Consider the following 22745-nt stretch of genomic DNA (forward strand, 5'->3'; position numbering starts at 1 on the left):
ATTTATCGAATAAATTGGCCATGTTTTTATCATACCCCTTAAAGAGTAGCAGGAATTTTCACTTGATAAATTTCTTCATATTCGATATGATAAATCTTAAAATTTTACGCTAGAACAACGTAAAGTAAGAAATGATAGAGAGGAGAAATCGGATGAGAGATGTGACCCTTCTTGATATATTTCAGCATCATATTACACAGAAATATTTAAACCGTTCTGGATTAGTGCACGCTATTGCGGTTGCATATCATGCCTTCCACTTGGCCAAAGAGCAGAATGTGGACGTTGATATAGCTGCTAAAGCCGGTTTGCTTCACGATATGGGACATTTTACATGGTATAGAAATGGGAAGTGGGATTATGACCTTTATAAACAAAATGATATACATGCAATAAAAGGTGCGGAAAGAGCTCATAAGCTACTTATTCGACTTGGAGAAAATCCAATCCAAGCTAAAACCATATCTCTCGCGATTCTATTCCATACTGATTCATTTTTACCTACAAATGATATTATTCGGACCCCACTTCAACAAATTGTAAAATGGGCCGACGAGAAAGATGAAGAAGAAGGTGGTCTTCATCATTATCGAAAGATTGATTTCGAACGTGCAAAAAAAAGTATTATTCGTCTTGATGAAATGATTGAAAAAGTAAGAAAACAGCTATCATCCTAGGGTGATGGCTATTTTTGTTGAAAGACTAAAAAGAAACGTTAATAAACAGTGAAACGATGAAATAAGTAGTGGGCATTTATAGTGGAAGATGGGGAGAGGCGGCCATATTGTAGTATGATAAATCAGTTTGATTTTGTTCAACATGGTGACGATTATTTTCGAAAAGTTAGTAATCAACTGGTGAAATAATGGGACAACAGTTGTTTACGGTGTTCCGATTTTGTATAGAATATTTGATAAACATGATTTTGTTGCTACCCAATACTCATTGTATTTACATGGAAAGAGAGTTGTTCATTTTTCGTAATTTCCCTGTGTAATTGCTAAACTGGATGAATTTCTTAGTCGATGCTCTGATTCGGTTGCAATCATGAATGTTATATGCATAAAACTTACCATTTCAAGATTAGGGAATGGTTCTAACTTGTCCGTTATGTACTACACTTAAAGTAGGAAGTTTTGAGAAAGGGGTTTGGATCATGGTGAGAAAATCGGTCTTAACTGCAATCGTTTTATTTGGTTTATATATAGTGGGTATGTATGTGTATATATTTCACGGAGCCCAATCTACTATACCAGAAGCTTTAAAAGGGACAGTTGCTGATCCAGCTGTTTTTTTGAGTGAAAGGGAATGGGTATTGAGTGAGGAGTATTCGAAAATCAGAAATTTCCTGTTTTTTGCGGCGGCGCCATTTGATTGGTTATTTTATTTTCTTATTTTAACATTTGGAATTTCCCGAGGGTTTGAAAAGTGGTCTTTATCGCAAACCAAGTGGAAAATTGCGCAAAATGCTATTTATTTATTTTGGTTATCTTTGTTGAGTTATGTTGTAGTATTCCCGCTTAATTATTATCGCTACACCTTAAGTAAGAGCTATGGAATCAGTACTCAATCTTTTTCTTCTTGGATGAAGGATGGGGTGATTGAATTTTGGGTCGATTTCGGAACAATGATTCTAATTGTCTCTGTTTTATATTGGCTTATGAAAAAAAGTGCGAAGAAGTGGTGGCTGTATGCTTGGTTTTTGACGATTCCTTTTTCGTTATTTATCATGTTCGTTCAACCAGTAGTTATCGATCCACTTTATAACGACTTTTATCCACTTAAAAACAAGGAATTGGAAACAAAGATATTAGATATGGCGAACAACGCGAATATTCCTTCTGAGCATGTATATGAAGTGAATATGGCGGAAAAAACAAATGCTTTGAATGCATATGTCACGGGGATCGGTTCCAATTCCCGAATTGTTTTATGGGATACGACTTTGAGTCGGTTAAATGATCAAGAAATTCTCTTTATCATGGCGCACGAGATGGGGCATTACGTAGAGAAGCATATTTATATCGGAATTGCGGGTTATTTAGGCTTAACTCTTGTTGGTTTGTGGTTAACTGCAAAATTGATGAATTACTTCGTCAGGCGTTATGGGAAAGTTCTGAACATATCAGAAGTTTGTAGCATACGTTCATTACCATTATTTTTATTGATTACTTCTGTTTTGTTATTCGCTTCAAGTCCTTTATCGAATTATGTGTCAAGGTATCAGGAAAGTCGAGCTGACCGCTATGCGATTGAAATGACTCAAGATAAAGATGCTGCGATTAGTTCCTTTCAGGAGCTAACAAGAGCTGGATTGAGTCAAGTAAATCCGCCTTTGCTTGTGAAATGGTTTCGCTACACACACCCTTCCATGCTCGAGAGAATATCAACGCTTGATCAATATGATACGAGTAATCAGAATGAATAAGCTGGCTTCGGTCAGTTTATTTTTTTGTAAATTAAGAATTTATATGTTTTGCAATGAGCTTTAGTGTCTAACTAACTATGCACCTGCCATATTCGAGTTTTGAATGTATATTAGACACATTCATTTTTTGTGACCCATGGTAAGTTACGATTTTCTTATCATGTATCACCTAGGAAATTTCCTTTATAATCTGAAAAAACTATTATATTATTTTTCCTTTATTTTTCTACTATAATAATAATTATTAGTAGAAAGAATATCTAAACCGAACAATAATTCCTGTAGACAGAGGAGTCGTTTTTAGACTGGAAATGATCAGGAAATGTCACTGGTTTAAAGGGAGAGTAGTTATGCGCAATATTTTGGTCATAATAATTGGCTCCATCATTGTGGGGGTTGCTTATAATTTATTTTTGATTCCCCATCAAATTTTAAGTAGCGGACTTAGCGGGATTGCGATTATGCTTGGAATCATTACACCCTTCAATACCGGAATTTTGAACTTCCTGCTTAATTTACCTTTATTAGTATTCGGAGTTATGAAATTAGGAAAACGTTTTATTGGGTATACAATTTTGTCTGTCGTCGTGCTTTCAGTTACTTTGTATGTGGTTCCTATTCAAGCAATCTCAAATGAAGCGATCCTGTCATCCCTGTTCGGTGGTGTTATTACGGGGATTGGGATCGGGATTATTTTTCGGGCATCCGGGTCTTCGGGCGGCTTTGACATAATTGCGATGCTGCTTACTAAGAAGAGAGACTTTCCACTGGGAGCGCTAATTTCAGCAATGAATGCCGTTGTTGTTATCATCTCTGGCTTTGTGTTTGATTGGAATGCGGCTCTTCATACGCTCGTTGCCATTTATGCAACAGGAAAGGTCATCGATACGATTCATACGAGCCATATTAAATTAACATTGATGATCATTACAAATAAGGGTGATGAGATGAAGGAGAAGCTGCTCGCTAACCTTTATCGAGGGATTACAGTAATGGATGGAGAGGGCGCATATACAGGGGAGGGTCGAAAAGTTCTTATGACAGTTATTACTCGCTATCAGTTAACGGATGTTAAATTGATGATTAATGAAATCGATACGAATGCATTTGTTAATATTACGGAAACGACCGAGGTAATGGGCATGTTTGACAGAGGGAAGTAGAAGAAAAAAGTGAAAGTTTTATAAGGGTCTGACCGCACATACTCCATTCAGTTCATCGTGTTATACACGTAATTTATACTGTTTGAAGTGTGGTGGGGTCAGACCTTTTTCTTTTTTAGAGGTTGTTCAAGAAGTCAAAGGACGTTCTCATCCAAATGGACTGTGAGTGTTTTCGTGGTTGAACAAGGCGCTTGTGCTTTTGTTCTTAAGTACCAAACATTTTTAGCAGTTCGTTTATTTCGCTACTTAATTTTAAAAATAAAGGCTTATTCCTCTTATCGAGTGCTTGGTCGATTTGCTGTTCAAGCTGTGTTCTTTTGTTAATAAGTATAGATTCGTGAATAATCATCTCAATGAATGTATCCTGCAGTGTAGCGTCCTGGTTTTTCTTATTGGCCAAATACGACTTTACTAATTCTGAAGGTAATTTTTCATTTTTCATGAAGATCCACTCCTGACCTTTTTTTTATTATATGGAATCATCAGGGGAAAAATCAATAAAAATTTTAAATTTTCAAAAAATAATTATTGCTAAAATGTTTAGATTTTGTAAATTTGTTACAAAATTTCTAAATATGTATCGAATAGGTATATATTACTATTTTTATGATATTATTGATTTCGTATGATTTAACAGGGAAGGGGAAAAGAAAAGTGAAAAAATCAAAACGATCATTAATTGAAAATTACGAAATTACCCCATTTACGTGTTTCATTAAGCCGATTGTATACGGTAGCAAAATCTATTCGCAAGTTGTTGAATTAAATGATGAATTTATCTCGCCATTCAAGCCTAAGGTAATTATCAATCAAAGCTGTGAGTACTTCGGAAGCAGCTATGAAGGAAGGAAAAGCGGAACAAGGCGATTAATTGGTGTTACTCATAAAGCGCCAATTATTATTGATCAGACGAATCCTATTTTCTTTTTTCCAACGACCTCACCCTTAAGTGATGATTGTATTTGGATTGCGCATCATCATGTTATAGATTATAAAAAGAAAGGCAATGGAATGGTTCAAGTTTATTTTCGCAACAACATCACGTTAGAGGTAAATATGTCAATTGGTTCATTCACGAATCAAATGCAAAGAACTGCAGTGCTTGAGTCCAAGGTTAGTAAAATAAATAAAGAAATAGGAAAGATGGCTTATGGATTGCACAGAATGCATAACGATATGGAAGCTTCAGAGACTCCTCGTAATTATTCAACTGAAAAAACTGACGAATAAGCGGAGGAACGGAGACGTGATGAATCTGTCTATTTCTCTATGTCTCCTTGGATAAGGTGTGAAAAGGATATTTAGGTAAATACTTCTTTGAAATAACTTCGCAATAATTCTTCTACCTTATTTTTTAATCGTGGATTGAAATAATTATGGTGCTTTTCATATCTTTTGTATAAAAAGCGATACATTGTAAATTCTTGGTCTCTTTTTAGCTCACTAACCTTAATATTTTCTTTTCCTAAGTATTTTTTAACTTGAACCAAATCGGATTGAACTAATTTCAACGCTGCTTCTACGATTTCTAAGTAAGGCCTCTTCATCTTGAGAGAACTGCCCTCAATTATTTGTAAATCGCGATTGAAAATTGTAACGACCATAGGAAGATAGAGTGCTTTTTCAATGATATTGCGGTCGTGTTCTGGAATTCGAGTCATTATCATCCCCCTTACTGACAATACCCATCTGGAACTTGTTTGGAAACATTTGTTCTTTTTGTTGTGATAATGGAAAATGCATCATTAATCAAGTTAAAATTAAATGAAAATGTGAAAGTATGATTATCAGTTGCCAAGTGGGGGAAGTATGAAAATGAAGCTAAATTTCAGATAAGCCCTAAGTCATTTATTTATTTATTTCAAAAAATAGCTTATGATTTTAGTTAAAAGGTAGGCGTATAATTGGGAAGTTTCACATTGACCAAACATAAGGGTGTCCCATACCGAAAGGGTCAATATCGTTTAAAAGCATGTAAACTACACAATAAACGGTGTACAGAGTGTAAGGTCAGGCCTTTGGGACATGCCTATGTTTAACACATTATAAGTGGGTAAAAAGGGCATAAATGATATACATATAAGCTGACTACTTCACAAAATAAAGTAAGAGAAGAAGTGTTGGATTTTTGTACATTGAGGAGATTGAAATGGATTTGGAGCATATTCGTAATTGGTTTACATTAGAAAATATATTGGGATTAATTGAGCAGTATCGTTCGTTCGGGCCATTGCCAGGAATCTTTTTACCAACGATTGAGTCATTCCTTCCTTTTCTACCGCTCTTCATATTAGTATTTGCAAATGCGAGTGCTTTTGGACTATGGCTAGGGTTTATGTATTCATGGGTTGGGACCGTTACGGGATCGCTACTTGTCTTCTTCCTATTTCGCAAGTATGGTCACCGGAGACTATTAAAGTATCTTCAAAAAAATAAACAGATTAATAAACTTATGAATTGGGTTGAGAGACACGGATTCGGTCCGCTTTTTCTTCTACTTTGTTTTCCGTTTACACCTGCGGCACTTGTGAATATTGTAGCAGGTCTTTCGAATATTAGGCCGATGCCATATGTACTTGCATTATTAGGTGGGAAGATGGTCATGATTTTTACAATTAGTTTTATTGGATATGATATAACTTCATTGTTTCATCAGCCATTACGCACGGCAATCGTCATCATCATTGTCTTTGTTTTATGGCTTGTTGGGAAACGAATAGAGACAAGGTTAAATAGAACCATGAGCAGGGAAAATGGGCAATAGCATTCCAGAAAATGAAAACTGAATAATGGGGAAATTCTTGCTGTTAACCATTTACTATAATTGTTTAAAGTGTGCTACGCTACCAATCATTGAACAAGAAAAAATATTGAATTAAGAGTATAATAAGAAAGAGGGTGTCTAAACGAAAGGGTCAGACCCCACATCTACTATATATCGTTTATATGTCGCGTAAATAACACGATAAACGGTATGTAGAGTGTGAGGTCAGACCCATTTGAGACATCCTCTTTTTGATCAGAAACTACGATGGATGATATAGAAGATATAATCTAGAAAAAAGGGGGCAAGGTCATGGCGCTGAAATTTATTACAGGACGATCGGGATCAGGGAAGACGGCAAAGGTGCTAGATGAAATAGGTGAAAAGCTTAGGGAAGATCCAGCAGGTAAACCGATTATTTATTTAGTTCCGGATCAAATGACATTTCTGTCTGAAAATAAATTAATTAAAACACCAGGCCTAGAGGGAATGATACGAGCGCAGGTTTTCAGCTTTAGTCGTTTAGCGTGGCGAATCCTTCAGGAAACGGGCGGGGGGAACAGGCGCCATCTTGATAGTGTTGGAGTGAACATGCTCATCCGCAAGATTATGGAAGACAAAAAGGACGAGTTAAAAATGTTTCGTCGTTCAGCGGACAAACCTGGTTTCATCGTGCAAATGGAGGAAATGCTGACTGAGTTTAAACGCTATTGTCTTGATCCTAAAGATATCAATGAATTTCGAGAACGTTCCTTACAACAGTCATCAGATGCCGTTCGTGATAAACTACATGATTTAGAGTTAATTTATCAAGCGTTTGAAGATGAGTTGGTGGGCAAGTATTTGGATTCAGAGGATTACTTCCGTTTATTGATTGAAAAATTGGCTCAATCAAGTTATATAACAGAAGCTTCAATCTATTTAGACGGTTTCTATAGCTTAACGCCTCAGGAACTGCAAATTGTAGAAGAACTATTGAAGCTATGTAAAGATGTAACTGTAGTATTAACGCTCGATCAGCCGTATAGGATATCCCCACCTGATGGGCTGGATCTTTTCAGGCAGACCGGTTCAACCTACTTCAGTATTTATCAAGGGGCACTGGCAATAGGCGTTATTGTTGAAAATGATGAACATTTAGAGAGCGCGCCTCGTTTTATAGGAAATCCAGGAATGGCACATCTTGAAGCCAATCTTACTGTACGGCCAGCGCAAGAGTTTAATGGGGCAACGAGCGTTACAGTCGTACAGGCGATGAATCGGAGAGCAGAAGTAGAAGGAGTTGCTCGGACAATCTTACGGTTTGTTCGCGATGGCAATCACCGCTTTCGAGATTTTGCAATATTGGTCCGAAACGGCGAATCCTATCATGATCTGATAAACACGGTTTTTCAGGATTATCAGATTCCTGTTTTTATCGATATAAAAAGAACCATGTTGAATCATCCGTTAATTGAACTCATTCGCTCTACCTTAGAGATTTTGAACACGAATTGGCGTTATGAACCGGTGTTTAGAGCCATAAAAACAGAACTTCTACATCCAATCAACCTGAATTCCGATATTATGCGTGAAAAGGTAGACCGATTGGAAAATTACGTACTCTCTCGCGGGATAAAAGGGAATAGGTGGTATTCAAAAGAACCATGGACCTACAGGAGAATAAGAGGATTAGAGCTTGAGGATAGGCGCCAGACTGATAAGGAAAAGCAAGTGGAAGATGAACTTAACGAAATGAAGGAACTTTTTAATACTGCTATTTTACGTTTGTCCAAACGCTTGAAGCGTGCACAAACAGGCCAGGAAATGTGCGAATCGCTGTATTTATACTTAGAAGAGCTGCACATTCCAGAAAAGTTGGAAAAATTGAAAGTTGAAGCAGAAGAGCGAGATGATCTGATCGGTGCAAGAGAACATGAACAGGCTTGGAATTCGGTTGTTAATTTGCTTGATCAATTCGTAGAATTACTCAGCGAAGAAAAAATAACGCTCAAGCAGTTCTCAACTGTAATGGAAAGCGGTTTTGAAACATTAAAGTTCTCCCTTGTTCCACCAGCAATTGACCAAGTACTTGTTGCAAACCTTGACTTATCAAGGCTAGATGACATTCGTACCGCATTTGTCATAGGTCTGAATGAAGGTGTTTTACCAGGTAAGGCTGGAAAGGATGGGATTTTATCAGATCAGGACCGTGAAAACCTAGCCGCTAACGGATTTGAGGTGGCACCAAGCTCAAAACTCCGTTTACTAGATGAAGAGTTTGTCGCGTATAAAGCTTTTACAACACCATCCGAATCACTGTATTTAACGTATCCGCTCGCAGATGAAGAAGGGAAAGCGCTGCTTCCTTCTTCCTATATTAAGCGGGTGAAGGATGTCCTTCCGAAAGTGAAAGAATGGGTGTTCATGAATGACCCGTCTGACTTAGATGCAAGTGAACAAGCAGAATATGCTGCGAATTACGATGTGGCTTTGTCATATTTAACAGCGCAGCTCCAGCTTAAAAAAAGGAATTATCCAGTTCATCCTGTATGGTGGGATGTTTATAATGCCTATATGGATCATGAAGCGATGAGACCAGAAGCAGTTCGGGTGCTGTCGAGCTTATTTTATCAAAACAAGACGAAAAGAATATCTGCAGAAACGAGTAGAAAAATCTATGGAGAAAACATTTTAGCCAGTGTGTCTCGGATGGAATTATTCAATAGCTGCGCGTTTGCTCATTATGCTGCCCATGGATTAAAACTAAAAGAGCGTAAGATTTTTCGATTGGATGCTCCTGACATTGGTGAAATGTTTCATGGCGCGTTAAAAATTATCTCGGATTATTTATATGAACGGAACATATCCTGGTCATCTTTAACAAAGGAACAATGTTTGATGCTTGCAAGAAAGGCTGTTGAACAGCTCGCACCGAAGCTACAAAACCAAATCTTATTAAGCAGTAACAGACACCATTATTTAAAGCGAAAGTTAGAACAGGTAATTGGGCGAGCTTCCATTGTCCTAAGTGAGCAAGCGAAGCAAAGTGGCTTTGTACCCGTAGGGTTAGAGCTAGGCTTTGGGAAAAATGGTCAGTTACCACCACTTTCATTTGAGTTGAAAGATGGAACAAAGATGGAACTAGTTGGCCGGATTGACCGGATTGATAAAGCAGAAGAAAACGATAGTGTTTATTTACGAGTGTTAGATTATAAATCCAGTGAGAAGGATTTGAATTTAAGTGAAGTGTATTACGGACTAGCCCTGCAGATGCTCACATATTTAGATATCGTGATTACTCATTCAAATACTTTGGTTGGAAAAGAAGCATTGCCTGCTGGCGTACTTTATTTTCATGTCCATAACCCAGTTGTAAAAAGCAAGGGGATGGTCGGGCTTTCGGAACTTGAGCAAGAAATATTTAAAAGTTTTAAAATGAAAGGTCTGCTTTTAGGTGATCCAGACGTTGTTCAATTAATGGATCAATCATTGGAACAGGGTGTTCTAAGCAACTCAAATATGATTCCAGCCGGTTTAAAAAAGGATGGAACGTTGCAGGCTAAATCTAAGATTGCAAGTCAGGAAGAGTTTTTGCTCTTGCAAAATCACATCCGTCATTTGTATCAAGAAGCGGGTAATGAAATTGTTGAAGGCAACGTAGAGATTAATCCTTATAAACTTAAGGATAAAATTCCTTGTACGTTTTGTGCATTTAAGTCTGTATGCCAATTTGACCAATCCACAGAGGATAATGAGTATCGATTATTGTCTTCAAATAAACAAGATGAAGTAATGAATGTATTAAGAAGGGAGGTTTCGACACATGAGTAAGACGAATATCCCAGTAAAACCTGATCATGTTACATGGACTGATGACCAGTGGAAAGCGATCTGGGCAACAGATCAGGATATACTCGTGGCGGCTGCTGCTGGGTCGGGGAAAACAGCTGTGCTGGTGACTCGTATTATTGAAAAGATTCTATCTGAAAATAATCCAATTAACGTAGATGAACTATTGGTCGTTACCTTTACGAATGCCTCAGCCGCAGAAATGAAGCATCGAATTGGTGAAGCATTGGAGAAATCAATTTCAGATAACCCAAGATCACAGCATTTACGAAAGCAACTGAGTTTAATCAATCGTGCTTCAATCTCAACCCTCCATTCTTTTTGTTTAGAAGTGATTCGGAAGTATTATTATTTAACAGATATTGATCCTGGATTTCGGATTGCAGATTCTACAGAAGCGGAACTGCTTCGTGATGAAGTGATGGAAGAATTGCTTGAGGAACACTATGGTCAAAGTGATGAGAATTTTTTTAGATTGGTGGATGCATTTACTAGTGATCGTAATGATGCAGCTCTTCAGCAGATTATTCGTTCGCTTCATAATTTTTCCCAATCATACCCAGACCCTGAATCATGGTTACAACAAGCAGCAACAATGTATAACATTGCCGACGATGCAGAGATTGAAGATCTGCCATTTTTGGGCTCATTACAGTTTGATATCTCTATGCAGCTTCAATCGGCTCGGGATTTATTGGAGCAGGCGCTTGAGTTGACAAAATTGCCAAGCGGTCCCGCGCCAAGAGCCGAGAATCTGTTGGATGATTTAATGATTGTAGAACGATTAGAAAAAGCCACTGTAGAATCATGGCAGAAAATGTATGAAAGCATGCAAACTTGGAAGTTTACAACGGCGAAGAGATGCTCGGGAGATGCCTTCGATAAAGATCTTGTTGAGCTGACTACAAAGCATCGGAATAAAGCAAAGAAAATTCTTGAAACAGTCAAGGGTGAGTTATTTTTGCGAAAGCCTGAGCATTATCTGCAAGACATCCGAGAATTAAAAGAGTATGTCGAAACATTGGTCGTGCTTGTCAATCAGTTCAATGCGCGGTTCAGGATAGCAAAAGCGGAAAAGAACATCGTTGATTTTTCCGATTTAGAGCATTATTGCTTAGCCATTTTAACGGAAAAAGTGGAAGGTTATAACCGCACGCCATCCCAAGCGGCATTGGAGTACCGTCAGCAATTTAAGGAAGTGTTAGTCGATGAGTACCAGGATGTCAACTTTGTCCAGGAATCGATTTTGAAACTGGTTACAGCTGATGGGGAGAACACGGGGAACATGTTCATGGTAGGTGATGTCAAGCAATCCATTTATCGTTTTCGTTTAGCAGAGCCGAATCTTTTTCTTGGTAAATACAAGCGATTTACTCGTGATGGGGATGAAACAGGATTACGAATTGATTTGAATCGTAATTTCAGAAGCCGTAAAGAAGTACTAGATGGAACCAATTACTTATTCAAACGGTTGATGGGAGTACTCGTTGGTGAAATTGAATATGATGAACAAGCCGAATTGAAAAAAGGAGCAGATTATCCGGAGGATTTTGAATATCCGATTGAGTTATATTTAATTGATGGTGCTAGTTCAGAGGAAGCAAGCTTTAAAGGGGAAGAAAGTAACGGAGAACATGTCGAAGGTTTTGAAGCGGATGAATTGGAAAATGCACAGCTTGAAGCAAGGATGATGGCAAAGCTTATTCAAAAAGCAATTTCTGAAAAACAGCAAATTTACGATAGTAAAACAGGATTATATCGTTCTGCAACGTATCGAGATATTGTCGTCCTGTTGCGTTCTATGCCATGGGCACCACAAATTATGGAGGAATTCAAGAAACAAGGAATTCCAGTGTATGCAAATTTATCGAGCGGTTATTTCGAGGCAACAGAAGTGGCCATTATGTTGTCACTGCTGAAGACGATTGATAATCCACAGCAAGATATTCCACTCGTATCTGTATTACGCTCGCCAATCGTCGGCTTAAATGAAGAAGAACTTGCACAGGTGAGACTATTCAATTCAGGCAGCTATTATGATGCGTTGGCAGATTTTTACCGGAAAGCTGATCATGATCAATATCCAGATGTTTATGAAAAAGTTTCTTTGTTTTATCGAAACTTATCCAAATGGCGGAAAATGGCTCAGCAAGTATCTTTGTCTGATTTAATATGGCAACTTTATGGTGGAACAAGATTTTATGACTTTGTTGGTGGAATGCCGGGAGGGAAGCAACGTCAGGCGAATTTACGTGCTTTATATGACCGGGCAAGACAATATGAAACAAGCTCGTTTAGAGGATTATTCCGCTTTCTGCGATTTATAGATCGAATGCAGGAGCGCGGCGATGATCTTGGGGCGGCTCGTGCACTCGGGGAGCAGGAAGATGTGGTTCGCTTAATGACGATCCATTCATCGAAGGGACTGGAGTTTCCGCTCGTATTTATTGCGGGGCTTTCCAAACAATTCAACATGATGGATCTTCGTAAATCTTATTTGCTAGATAAAGAGTATGGTTTCGCTAGTGACTATGTGAACCCAGAGCTGCGAATTACCTATCCTTCTCTTCCGCAAATTGCGTTCAAGAAAAAGAAACAGCTTGAAATGATTGCAGAAGAAATGCGTGTATTATACGTAGCGATGACTCGAGCTAAAGAAAAGTTATATCTAATCGGAACGTTGAAGGATATTGAGAAAAGTGCTTCGAAATGGATTGGTGATGCAAGTGATTCTGAGTGGCTGCTAAAGGACTATGTTCGTGCAAATGCACGCAGCTATATGGATTGGATAGGGCCTGCGCTCGTTCGTCACCCTCACAGTACTACTTTCTTGGAGGGAGCGGGTCAGATATTCAACTATATAGACGATGTCAGTAATCATCCATCACATTGGATCATTCAAACGGTACAAAGAGAACAGCTTCAAGTGCAGGAAGATGAAACGGTGAACGAAGGGGAGAGCTGGCTCGAGCACATTAAAAACGCTGAAAAAATGGATATAGAGTCAGAGTTTCACGATAAAATTATGTCTCAACTTGCTTGGACATATCGTGAAAGAGATGCTAGTGTAAACCGTTCAAAACAATCTGTTTCAGAGTTGAAACGTCAGCTTGAATTTCAAGATGAGCAAAGTTCAACAGACCTGTTGCGTAAATTTAAACGACCGATAGCTAATCGACCTGCTTTTATGCAGGAAAAATCATTAACACCTGCTGAAAAAGGGACGATTGCCCATCTTGTGATGCAGCATATTAGCGTAAAAGAGCCGATAACTATCGAATCGGTTGAGCAATTACTGAACGAGCTAATCATAAGGGAGCTGTTAACGGAAGAACAGAAAAACGCTGTTAACGTCGAGGTAATTGTCTCGTTCTTTGATTCTGAAATAGGCCAAAGGATGCAAAGAGCATCTGTGATCCGCAGAGAAGTTCCATTTACATTGGCGGTTCCAGCTAGCGAAGCGTATTCCCATTGGTGTGGGGAAGAAGAGACTGTTCTTGTTCAAGGGGTAATAGACTGTATTTTTGAAGATGAAGACGGCCTTGTTTTATTGGATTATAAAACAGATGGCATTACCGATCGTTTCCATAATGGGTTTGAAGGTGCCAGAGAGATATTGGCTGATCGTTATCGGATTCAACTGCAATGGTATACGCGTGCAATTGAAGGGATATTAAAGAAAAAGGTGAATCACCGCTATTTATTTTTCTTCGATGGTGGATATTTACTAGAAATAGAATAGTTTGCTGAGTACAAGAAGGGTCAGACCTCGCATTCTATACACAGTTTATAGTGTTAATCCACTGAATTGAACTGTATATAATAATGCGGAGTCCGACCTTTTAGTTATGAAACAGCCTTTTTTTGACCCTATTTTAATTATTCCCAGCAATTGGCTGATCAACACCAGCCAAATCAAGAATATTGTTTCCACTTAGTCCATTTGCATTAAAAATAAAGAGTCCTGTGTTACTAGAACCAGAACCTGCTACGGATTTTGACGAGCTTTTCGGAGAGATGGCAAGCGAGTCGCCAAATTGCACGATTCCCCCAGCATTACTGGTTACTTGAACGGGACCAACGATAGCTGGCATGTAAATCATCCTTTTAAGAAAGTTTAGTATGCAATTATAAATTAAATCACATCGACCTGTTCAATGAAAATTAAAAATGAGTTAAGATAAACGAATATTTGCCGCCCTCGGATTATCATGTGATTAAGTATTTAGCTTATCAAAGGACTCAGATGAGTGTATGGTGGAATTTTTTTATTTTTCATTGTCTACTGGTAGAACTCCGTTTTGGAACTGAATCGTTCCTTCAGGTAGAGTATTTACACCTGTTTTATTCTTAGAAATATAGCGAACATGCATCACCCGATTACGCATTCTAATATGATCAGTTTTCCCAATACCTACTACGGATGAAGCTGAAACAGCACTAATTTTAATAGCTCCTACAGAGATAAATGGTTGAAGATGGTTAGTATTCATAACAACTGGCTCTACTATAGGCAAAAGGGGTGGATAAGATTGGAATAGTGGATAATCCTTAAAATCCTTTTCTTGAATGTGCATAACATCTGAACGGCGTTGAATGGCTAATACATCATTCTCACTATCAATAAATTGACAATCCCCAATCTGTATGAATGAACTATATAAAGCAATTTGAATATTAATCCGATCGACTTTAGAAATTCTAGAAAACATCTTATTATCCTTTTGGTGCTAATGGTAGGAATGAAGTACCGACAATTAATGCTTCGGGTGGTGTATCAAATGCAGAAGAAAGTTGTATCGTTTGCACATCTCCGATTTGAAATACAGAAGAACTGGCTACGATCCGAACCTCGATTTGCCCAACGCATAATTCACCATTTGTAATGTTAAATTCCATGATTTGAATTTCCTCCTGACTGTTTGTGTGAAGCTATAATAAAATTTCGAATCGCAATATGAATATCTGTGTTGAGTTTTTCTATGATTTGTTGTTTCATTTGTTCGTGACGATGTGGAGAACGTTGATCTGGTGACGTTTGGCTTAGGTATTGTTCAATTCGCTGTTTGAGCTGCTTTTCAAGATCATTTCTAATAAATTCATGATAGGATGGGTCAAGCTTGGCGTTAATTTCACTTTCAGTATCTGTAATCAGTGTATCAAGATTGGTAAGAATGTGATTTTGAATGTCCTGAATAAGTTCATTTCTTGCGGGAAACATGTACGGCTCAAAAGTTGAAGGATTCGATGAAGGGACTGCTAATTCTTCAATATTGCTAAGATCATTTGGATTTAATCCGATGTTCAAAGTACCTTCGAGTGTTTCCACTTTTAATTGATCAAACTTATATTCGATTCGTTCAACATTGACCGTTGGTTTCGCTTTTAATTGTTCCAACTGCTCCAACAAAGATTGAACCGTGGACTCGAGGTTTTCGATACGCTTATTTTGGCTGGAGAGATATTTCTGCATTTGTATGGTATAAGAGTAGAAGTCATTCATCGTTCTCATCACCTCGCTTTTTTCGCCAAATGATACAGGGTTACAAGTTTCATACAAAACGAATATAGCGTTAAAACGCCACCATTTACCATGAAGGATCAATCATGTAACACGCTACACTCACCTAATCACGATGGTGGCGGTGCGGAGCCAGATTTCGGAATATTTCTCAATATTATAAGTCTATTTGCTAAGTAGATTGGCTATATTAGTAAGTCACGAAGACCCGCCCCATGTCCTTCATGCAACAACATTCATCAACTAATCTCTATGAGAAGGCTGAGTGACCGGACGGCTTGAAGCAGGCGCTGCTAAGGGCGTCGAAGGCTCTAGTTCTAACTGCGGTGCAGGCTCAGTAAATCCACCCGTATTACTAAGCTGAGATAGCGGTTTAATAACACCAGCACTGCCAATTTGGAAAACGGAGGAATTCCCAATACTCGTGATTTTAATGCTATGAATGTGAATGTTTTGCTGAATATTAAAAATCATCAAGATTCCCCTCTCTAAAACGGTTCAAATGTTGAATAGGATTGGTTGATCAGTTACATCCGAATCATACGTATTTGTCGTACTATTCCCGTTATATAGTGAAATGTTATCTCCAGTATTAAATGAGCCAGCACCGGAATAGGTTTTCGTAGTGGAATATGGAGTTACTTTATACACATCTCCAATATTGAAAACGGCGCTTGTTCCAAGGCTGATGACCTGAACGACCCCAACGATGGCGGGCATAAATAACTCCTCCTTGAAAAATTTCCCTGCCATATACTATGTAATTTGTGCAACGTTGTGATTCAATCGCCTAATAAGTGCTTTAGAAAATCTTTCATGTAGGTAGTGAAAAAATGATGATGAAAGAAATATTCCGTTATCAAACTACAACGTATAAAATATAAGAAAAAGCGTATCGATGGGGAGCTGAAGAGTAAGGAATGAAACAAAATAGACAAATTATTAATGAAGGTCAAAGGATTCAAAGTATCGATAGTTTGCGAGGATTAGCTATACTTGGAATCTTTCTCGTAAATATGCCTGATTTTCATTCACCGTTTTTACATATTAATCCACTTGAGTGGTGGAGGGATAACCCTGATCGTATAATCTACATATTGGTTGATTTATTTGCTCAGGCAAGCTTTTATCCAATGTTTGCGTTTTTGTTCGGCTTTGGCGCTGTTATTCTTGCGGAGCGGGTTCAGAGCAGAAATCAATCATTTCCACTTGTATTTGCTAGAAGATTGGTCGTTCTTTTGGTCATTGGGTGTGTCCATGCCTTTCTCATTTGGCATGGAGACATTTTAATCAATTATGCGTTGTTTGGTTTTATCTTTCTGTTATTTTATAAGATGAGCGGCCAAACTCTCCTATGGCTAGGCTCACTTCTCTTTGCCATTCCAGCATTATTGTTTAGTTTATTGATGATGTTGCTTTACCTAACGATACCTGATGAGGCTGCAATCGTAACTAATTTTGAAATGGTTAAGGCTTCTATTGAAGCCTATCAATCTGGTACCTTTATGGATATTTTTCAGCAACGTTTTGAAGAGTGGTATATGGTGAATCATTTAGGAAATGGTATCATCCTCTTTTTCTCCATCTTTCCGTTGTTTTTGATTGGTGCAGGGTTTGCAAAGCTAAAGTGGTTGGAGGAACCGACGCACAATCAGCGAAAACTGACGATAATGGCTGTTGTAAGTTTCATCATCGGCGGTTTACTTAAAGCAAGTCCATATATAGCAGACTACAATTATTTCACAGTGTCCCTTCAAGACATGATAGGTGGTCCTGTGCTATCGATTTTTTATCTGACCGCGATTGTATTACTCTTGCAAAACAAATTTATTGCAAAAATTTTATCCCCACTAGCCAATGTCGGTCGGTTATCCATGAGTAATTATTTGCTACAGTCCATCATTGGGACGTTGCTATTCTATTCGTATGGCTTTGGGTTATATGATAAAATTTCCTTTACAGCAGGAGTTATGCTAGTTGTTGTTATTTACTTTATCCAGCTTTTATTCAGTAATATCTGGTTGAGGTATTATCGAATGGGTCCTGTTGAATATGTTTGGCGGTTTGCTACCTATGGCACCCGTCCAAAGCTGAAAAAATAATCATAAGCAAAGGGGATGTTAATGATGAAATTCGGAACGGTAAAAGTGAAAGGGCAAAGTCAGGTTGTACTTGTTGGAAAGGATCATTCTCGTGTTTTGTTGTTGCAAGCTGTAGCAATACAAATGGGTGAAACGATTCCCATAACACTACTTGAATGTATTGCAAAGGGGGAGGTTTTTTTACAAAAGGCAAAGGAAATTGAACAATGGGCATCCACTCAAATGAACAAATCAGAATATTATACGGATGAATTTGTTTGGGAAGCTCCAATTCCGCGGCCAACGAAAAATATCTTTTGTGTAGGGAAGAATTATGCCGAACATGCAATTGAAATGGGAAGTAAAGCTGACATTCCAGAGCATATGATTCTATTTTCAAAAGCGCCAACCGCTGTAATCGCTCATGAAGGCTTCATTCCTCTTCATGAAGACGTAACAGACGAACTCGATTATGAGGGAGAGCTCGCTGTTGTCATTGGCAAAAAAGGTAAAGGAATCAAACGAGAAGAAGCAATGGATTATGTGTTCGGATATACGATTGTCAATGATATTACTGCAAGAGACTTGCAAACAAATCATAAGCAATATTTACTTGGAAAAAGCTTGGATGGTTCCTGCCCGATGGGTCCGGTTATTGTCTCGAAATCAGCAATCAAAAATCCTAATCAGATGGACATTGAAACCCGAGTCAACGGTGAAATCAGACAGCAATCCAACACCGAACAATTTATTTTTCCAGTTGAAGAAATCATTGCGATACTTTCGAAAGGAATGACACTTGAACCAGGTGACATCATTGCCACAGGCACACCGGCTGGAGTCGGTAAAGGCTTTAATCCGCCCCAATTTTTGCAAAAAGGGGACGAAATAGCGATAAAAGTCAAGGGAATTGGAACGCTTACGAATACTGTTCACTAAATGTTCATTATTTCTTGTAGCCGAGGGGATAGTTTTGTTATTAGATATTTGACTATGATATGATGAAATGGAAACTTTTAAGAGGGAGGGGCAATGTATTATGACACAATATACGCATGCACATATTACCACTTGGGTAATCGCAATTATTCTACTATTTGTAGCACTAGCTTTGCATAATAGTGGAAAAACTAAAGGATTCAAAATCGTACATATGGTTAATCGGGTATTTTACATCCTTATTATTCTAACTGGTGGAGCTTTAATGGGAGCTGCGTTTAGTTATTATTGGATGAAAATGGTTCTCGGGTTGATTGTAATTGCCGCAATGGAAATGATATTAGTTCGAACAGGTAAAGGGAAAAGTACAGGAGTAATATGGGTGGTATTTGTTATTTCCTTGTTGATTATTGGATATTATGGATTCTCTATCTTACCAAAAGGTGTGTAACAAACCAAGATGAAATACATTTAAGAGGATGTCCCAAATGGTCTCACCCAGCTACCAACATACAGTTTATAGTATTTACACTTCACATAAACTGTACGTAGGAGTTGTGGGTCTGACCCTTATTTATGGGGCGTCCTTTGTGCTAATCTCAGGAATGTTTGGAATTGATTTTTTCAATAATAATCCGTTTTCCTGTATTGATTGTGAATTCAAAACGGTCATGATTTGTTGATGTGTAAAAGAAATGGTGCTGTACAGAACATACGGAAAGTTCGTTGTCAAAAACCAGGAAATTCACTCCTGTTTTTGGTGATGCTCCTTCCGAGAAGTCAAGCTGATTATAACAGTAGATGCAATCGTGAATCGAGAAATCTAGTGAATTTAAACTTGTGATAAACTGGACGAATGACTCAGTCTCTATTTTTTTCAGTAATCTTTCAAAAGATCTCAACAATGGTTTGCGAATTTTTACTGTTTCTCCGTCGTATAAATGGATTATGTCTTTGTGGATTTTCACAACACCATTTTCTTCAATGATGCCTCTGTACCAATTTTTTCTCCGATAGATATCTATTTCCAGTTGTGAATATTCTTCTAAAGAAGTAGCTTCATCTGTCTCGTCATCAAAGAAAATCCATTGCTGATTGATATTCTCAACCGTTCCTTCTAAAAAAGCGCGATTTTGATGATTAATAAGATTCATTCGTTGCTGATCATTCATAATTTACCTCCAAAAATGGATTACCTCCCCTTCTTTTTAGACAAAATGTCTCTATTTTATAACCATTTAAGCGTAGATTTATTCCCCAATTGTAAACTGAAGAAACATTAATACATAAAATGAACAAGAAATTGAAAAGATATTTGGATTCAAATCAATTATCTTTCATAACCCTCATCTTAAAAAGTACTGAAGAATAGAGAAACTTAGCTGGAAAAGTGTAGAACGCAGATTTTAATCATTATATCCTCATACTTCGGTCTTTATAAATCGCATCCTGTGGGCTAATCTTCAATTATGGAAATTTTACTTTTTTGGACAAATAACCATCCATCGCCTTAAGCATAGGCTATGTTATACTCTCGCTGCATGGCTCATTTAGGAATGTGTCAAAGTAGGGCTTGAATAAGGAGTCAGCAGTTAAATCAGAATGTTAGTTGGCATTAATACTTATGCGGCTATAAGAATAGTGAATTCTGTGATGCTGATTGAAAGGATGAAGGTTATGTGCGGTATTACAGGTTGGATTCACTTTAAACGAGATCTGCGCAAGGAAAGAACGGTTATAGAACAGATGACGAATACACTGGTGAAAAGGGGTCCAGATGAACACAACATTTGGCATGATACCCATATGTTGTTTGGTCATCGCCGATTGACTGTCGTCGATTCAGAAGGCGGTAAACAGCCAATGGCGAAAGAGAAAGACGGAAATTCTTATATCCTTTGCTACAACGGTGAACTTTATAATACCGAAGAACTTCGCAAAGAACTACTATTAAAAGGATATTCCTTCAAAGGTCATTCTGATACAGAAGTTTTACTAACTTCTTATATAGAATGGAAAGAAAAATGCGTGGATTTTTTTAATGGCATTTTTGCCTTTGCAATCTGGGATGTAAACGAGCAGAAACTATTTATTGCCAGAGATCGCTTGGGTGTGAAGCCACTTTTTTACTCAGAAACAAATGGCGGTTTTTTGTTCGCCTCAGAAATTAAAGCCATTCTCGCACATCCTGAAGTGAAGGCAGAAGTAACAAGAGAAGGATTGGCCGAAATATTCGGGCTTGGTCCATCGCGAACGCCTGGATCAGGGATATTTCGTGGCATAAAGGAACTGCGGCCTGCACATGCATTAACTTTATCACAGCAAGGTCTTAGAGTATGGCGTTATTGGAATGTGAAGAGTATGGAACATCAAGATTCGCTTGAAGAAACATCAGAGAAGGTAAGGTTTTTAGTTTGTGATGCTGTGACTCGCCAGCTCGTTTCAGATGTACCATTATGTACGTTCCTATCAGGAGGTGTTGATTCCAGTGCAATAACAGCAATCGCAGCCAATGCCTATAAAAAAGAAGGAAAAGGGAGGCTGCATACCTATTCGATTGACTATGAAGACAATGACAAGTTTTTTCAATCAAATGAATACCAACCAAATTCTGATGCTCAATGGATTAAGCTGATGTCGGATCAATTCGACACAGTGCATCATTATTCAGTTATCAAGCAGGAGACTTTGATTGATTACTTAACCGAGGCCGTCAGAGTAAGAGACTTTCCAGGAATGGCAGATGTGGATTCTTCCTTATTGTGGTTTTGTAAGGAAATCAAACCAGACTTTACGGTCGGGCTATCAGGCGAATGTGCGGACGAAATATTCGGTGGGTATCCGTGGTTTCATCGCAGTGAAGATTTAAATCGTTCAGGGTTTCCATGGATGCGTTCCACAGCTGAACGAGTGTCTTTGCTAAAAGAAAATTGGCGGAGCAAATTAAGACTGAAAGAATATGCTGAAGCGAAATACTTGGAGACGATAGCAGAAATGCCAAAGCTCGATGGAGAAATAGGAGAAGAAGCAAAAAGGAGAGAGCTATTTTATTTGAATATACTATGGTTCATGACCACGCTGCTTGATCGGAAAGACAGAATGAGCATGGGAGCAAGTCTTGAAGTAAGGGTGCCGTTTGCCGATCATCGTCTAGTGGAATATGCATGGAATATCCCTTGGGAAATGAAAATGACAGGAAATCGGGAAAAAGGAATTTTGCGCAAAGCGTTAGAAGGTCTCTTGCCGGAAGAAATCTTATATCGCAAAAAAAGTCCATATCCGAAAACACATAATCCAGTGTATACGGATGGAGTCAACAACTGGCTAAAGCAAATACTAGAGGATAGAAATTCAGTTCTTCATGAGTTCTTCGATCAGCAAAAGCTAAATGATTTGGTCGAATCAAAAGGAGAGGCGTTTAAAGAACCATGGTTTGGTCAGCTCATGTCAGGCCCACAGCTTTTAGCACATCTTGCTCAAATCGATGTATGGTTTAAGACTTATGGAATTCAAGTCATTGAATCATGAATGACCAGTCAAATTTGTATTCTCCCACTTAGCAGAGAAAATTTCTGTAAAGAGGGGGCTTGTCTTAGAGCAATTCTTTTCAAATTAAGGTAAAAAATCTGAAAGGTCATAGATCAAAAAAATACAGTTTTTTGTAAAAAAAAGCTTTTGACTATACTTGTTAATAGATAGGTAATCACAACGTATTTAAAGTTTATATGGCAGGAGTATCATTATTAAGAAGATATATTGTCTTCTTGGTGATGATTATTTTTTTGAGGAAATCATGTAGTAATCCAGTGTTAGCCCATTTTTAATCTATTTTTCTAAATCGGAGGAATTAAAAATGGAAAAAAATTCGAAAAATTTGCTTGTCAAAATCAAAAAAAATTGTATAATTAGGATAATAAAGTTGCGCAATCGGTTTCATCAGTTATTTCCGAATCTTAGAATTCTTTATTTTTGAAGAAGTTTTCAAAGAAAAAGATGCAAGATTTTTATTTTTAGGATA

General features: G+C 37.9%; 20 protein-coding genes. 11 read left to right on the plus strand and 9 right to left on the minus strand.

From position 1 onward, the window contains the following. Positions 1-152 precede the first annotated feature (152 nt). The 3 genes from AC625_RS05550 (at position 153) to AC625_RS05560 (ending at position 3591) form a co-directional block, all read left to right on the plus strand. Positions 153-677, plus strand: a complete 525-nt coding sequence (locus AC625_RS05550; RefSeq protein WP_049680371.1) for an HD domain-containing protein — start codon at positions 153-155, stop codon at positions 675-677. A gap of 479 nt (positions 678-1156) precedes the next feature. Continuing rightward, positions 1157-2428 (plus strand): M48 family metallopeptidase, encoded by a 1272-nt coding sequence (locus AC625_RS05555; RefSeq protein WP_049680372.1) that lies wholly within the window; start codon positions 1157-1159, stop codon positions 2426-2428. 350 nt (positions 2429-2778) lie between these two features. Then, positions 2779-3591: a YitT family protein gene (locus tag AC625_RS05560; RefSeq protein ID WP_049680373.1), complete on the plus strand. Its 813-nt coding sequence runs from the start codon at positions 2779-2781 to the stop codon at positions 3589-3591. Positions 3592-3796: 205 nt separating this feature from the next. Here AC625_RS05560 and AC625_RS05565 read toward each other — a convergent pair whose 3' ends face one another. After that, positions 3797-4033, minus strand: coding sequence for an IDEAL domain-containing protein (locus tag AC625_RS05565; RefSeq protein WP_049680374.1), 237 nt, complete (start codon positions 4031-4033; stop codon positions 3797-3799). Positions 4034-4245: 212 nt separating this feature from the next. On the opposite strand from AC625_RS05565, the gene AC625_RS05570 reads away from it, so the two are divergent. Further along, on the plus strand, positions 4246-4821 hold the full coding sequence (locus AC625_RS05570; RefSeq protein WP_049680375.1) for a competence protein ComK: 576 nt from the start codon (positions 4246-4248) through the stop codon (positions 4819-4821). 71 nt (positions 4822-4892) lie between these two features. Here AC625_RS05570 and AC625_RS05575 read toward each other — a convergent pair whose 3' ends face one another. Next, positions 4893-5252, minus strand: a complete 360-nt coding sequence (locus AC625_RS05575) for a YhjD family protein (protein ID WP_049680376.1) — start codon at positions 5250-5252, stop codon at positions 4893-4895. Between the two features lie 488 nt (positions 5253-5740). On the opposite strand from AC625_RS05575, the gene AC625_RS05580 reads away from it, so the two are divergent. The 3 genes from AC625_RS05580 (at position 5741) to addA (ending at position 13928) form a co-directional block, all read left to right on the plus strand. Continuing rightward, positions 5741-6355, plus strand: a complete 615-nt coding sequence (locus AC625_RS05580) for a TVP38/TMEM64 family protein (RefSeq protein WP_049680377.1) — start codon at positions 5741-5743, stop codon at positions 6353-6355. Positions 6356-6667: 312 nt separating this feature from the next. Further along, complete coding sequence (addB, locus tag AC625_RS05585; RefSeq protein ID WP_049680378.1) at positions 6668-10168, plus strand: helicase-exonuclease AddAB subunit AddB; 3501 nt, start codon at positions 6668-6670, stop codon at positions 10166-10168. Continuing rightward, positions 10161-13928, plus strand: a complete 3768-nt coding sequence (gene addA / locus AC625_RS05590; protein ID WP_049680379.1) for a helicase-exonuclease AddAB subunit AddA — start codon at positions 10161-10163, stop codon at positions 13926-13928. The genes addB and addA overlap by 8 nt, the downstream gene beginning before the upstream one ends. Positions 13929-14061: 133 nt before the next feature. Here the strand turns inward: addA and AC625_RS05595 are convergent, their stop codons facing one another. The 6 genes from AC625_RS05595 to AC625_RS05620 all read right to left on the minus strand — a co-directional run bounded on the left by AC625_RS05595 (position 14062) and on the right by AC625_RS05620 (position 16427). Next, positions 14062-14280, minus strand: a complete 219-nt coding sequence (locus tag AC625_RS05595) for a spore germination protein (protein WP_049680380.1) — start codon at positions 14278-14280, stop codon at positions 14062-14064. 174 nt (positions 14281-14454) lie between these two features. Continuing rightward, the gene (locus AC625_RS05600; RefSeq protein WP_049680381.1) at positions 14455-14898 is read right to left on the minus strand and encodes a spore germination protein GerPE; all 444 of its coding nucleotides are present in this window, start codon (positions 14896-14898) and stop codon (positions 14455-14457) included. 4 nt (positions 14899-14902) lie between these two features. Next, complete coding sequence (locus AC625_RS05605) at positions 14903-15085, minus strand: spore gernimation protein GerPD (RefSeq protein WP_049680382.1); 183 nt, start codon at positions 15083-15085, stop codon at positions 14903-14905. Continuing rightward, positions 15075-15689: a spore germination protein GerPC gene (gerPC, locus tag AC625_RS05610; RefSeq protein ID WP_049680383.1), complete on the minus strand. Its 615-nt coding sequence runs from the start codon at positions 15687-15689 to the stop codon at positions 15075-15077. The genes AC625_RS05605 and gerPC overlap by 11 nt, the downstream gene beginning before the upstream one ends. Before the next feature lie 261 nt (positions 15690-15950). Further along, positions 15951-16181 carry a spore germination protein GerPB gene (locus AC625_RS05615; protein ID WP_049680384.1) on the minus strand — a complete coding sequence of 77 codons (231 nt, stop codon included), beginning with the start codon at positions 16179-16181 and terminating at the stop codon, positions 15951-15953. 24 nt (positions 16182-16205) lie between these two features. Next, positions 16206-16427, minus strand: a complete 222-nt coding sequence (locus tag AC625_RS05620) for a spore germination protein (protein WP_049680385.1) — start codon at positions 16425-16427, stop codon at positions 16206-16208. Between the two features lie 200 nt (positions 16428-16627). Between AC625_RS05620 and AC625_RS05625 the strand changes: the two genes are divergently transcribed. The 3 genes from AC625_RS05625 to AC625_RS05635 all read left to right on the plus strand — a co-directional run bounded on the left by AC625_RS05625 (position 16628) and on the right by AC625_RS05635 (position 19178). Continuing rightward, complete coding sequence (locus AC625_RS05625) at positions 16628-17809, plus strand: DUF418 domain-containing protein (protein ID WP_049680386.1); 1182 nt, start codon at positions 16628-16630, stop codon at positions 17807-17809. A gap of 24 nt (positions 17810-17833) precedes the next feature. Next, on the plus strand, positions 17834-18727 hold the full coding sequence (locus AC625_RS05630; RefSeq protein WP_049680387.1) for a fumarylacetoacetate hydrolase family protein: 894 nt from the start codon (positions 17834-17836) through the stop codon (positions 18725-18727). A gap of 100 nt (positions 18728-18827) precedes the next feature. Continuing rightward, a complete protein-coding gene (locus AC625_RS05635; RefSeq protein WP_049680388.1) occupies positions 18828-19178 on the plus strand; it encodes a YisL family protein in 351 nt (116 codons plus the stop codon). Between the two features lie 148 nt (positions 19179-19326). On the opposite strand, the gene AC625_RS05640 is transcribed toward AC625_RS05635, so the two are convergent. Next, a complete protein-coding gene (locus tag AC625_RS05640; protein ID WP_049680389.1) occupies positions 19327-19899 on the minus strand; it encodes a DUF2777 family protein in 573 nt (190 codons plus the stop codon). Positions 19900-20404: 505 nt separating this feature from the next. Between AC625_RS05640 and asnB the strand changes: the two genes are divergently transcribed. Further along, on the plus strand, positions 20405-22255 hold the full coding sequence (gene asnB, locus AC625_RS05645) for an asparagine synthase (glutamine-hydrolyzing) (RefSeq protein ID WP_049683604.1): 1851 nt from the start codon (positions 20405-20407) through the stop codon (positions 22253-22255). Positions 22256-22745: the final 490 nt, after the last annotated feature.

The organism is Peribacillus loiseleuriae, assembly GCF_001183985.1.
In the GTDB taxonomy this organism is placed as follows: domain Bacteria; phylum Bacillota; class Bacilli; order Bacillales; family DSM-1321; genus Peribacillus; species Peribacillus loiseleuriae.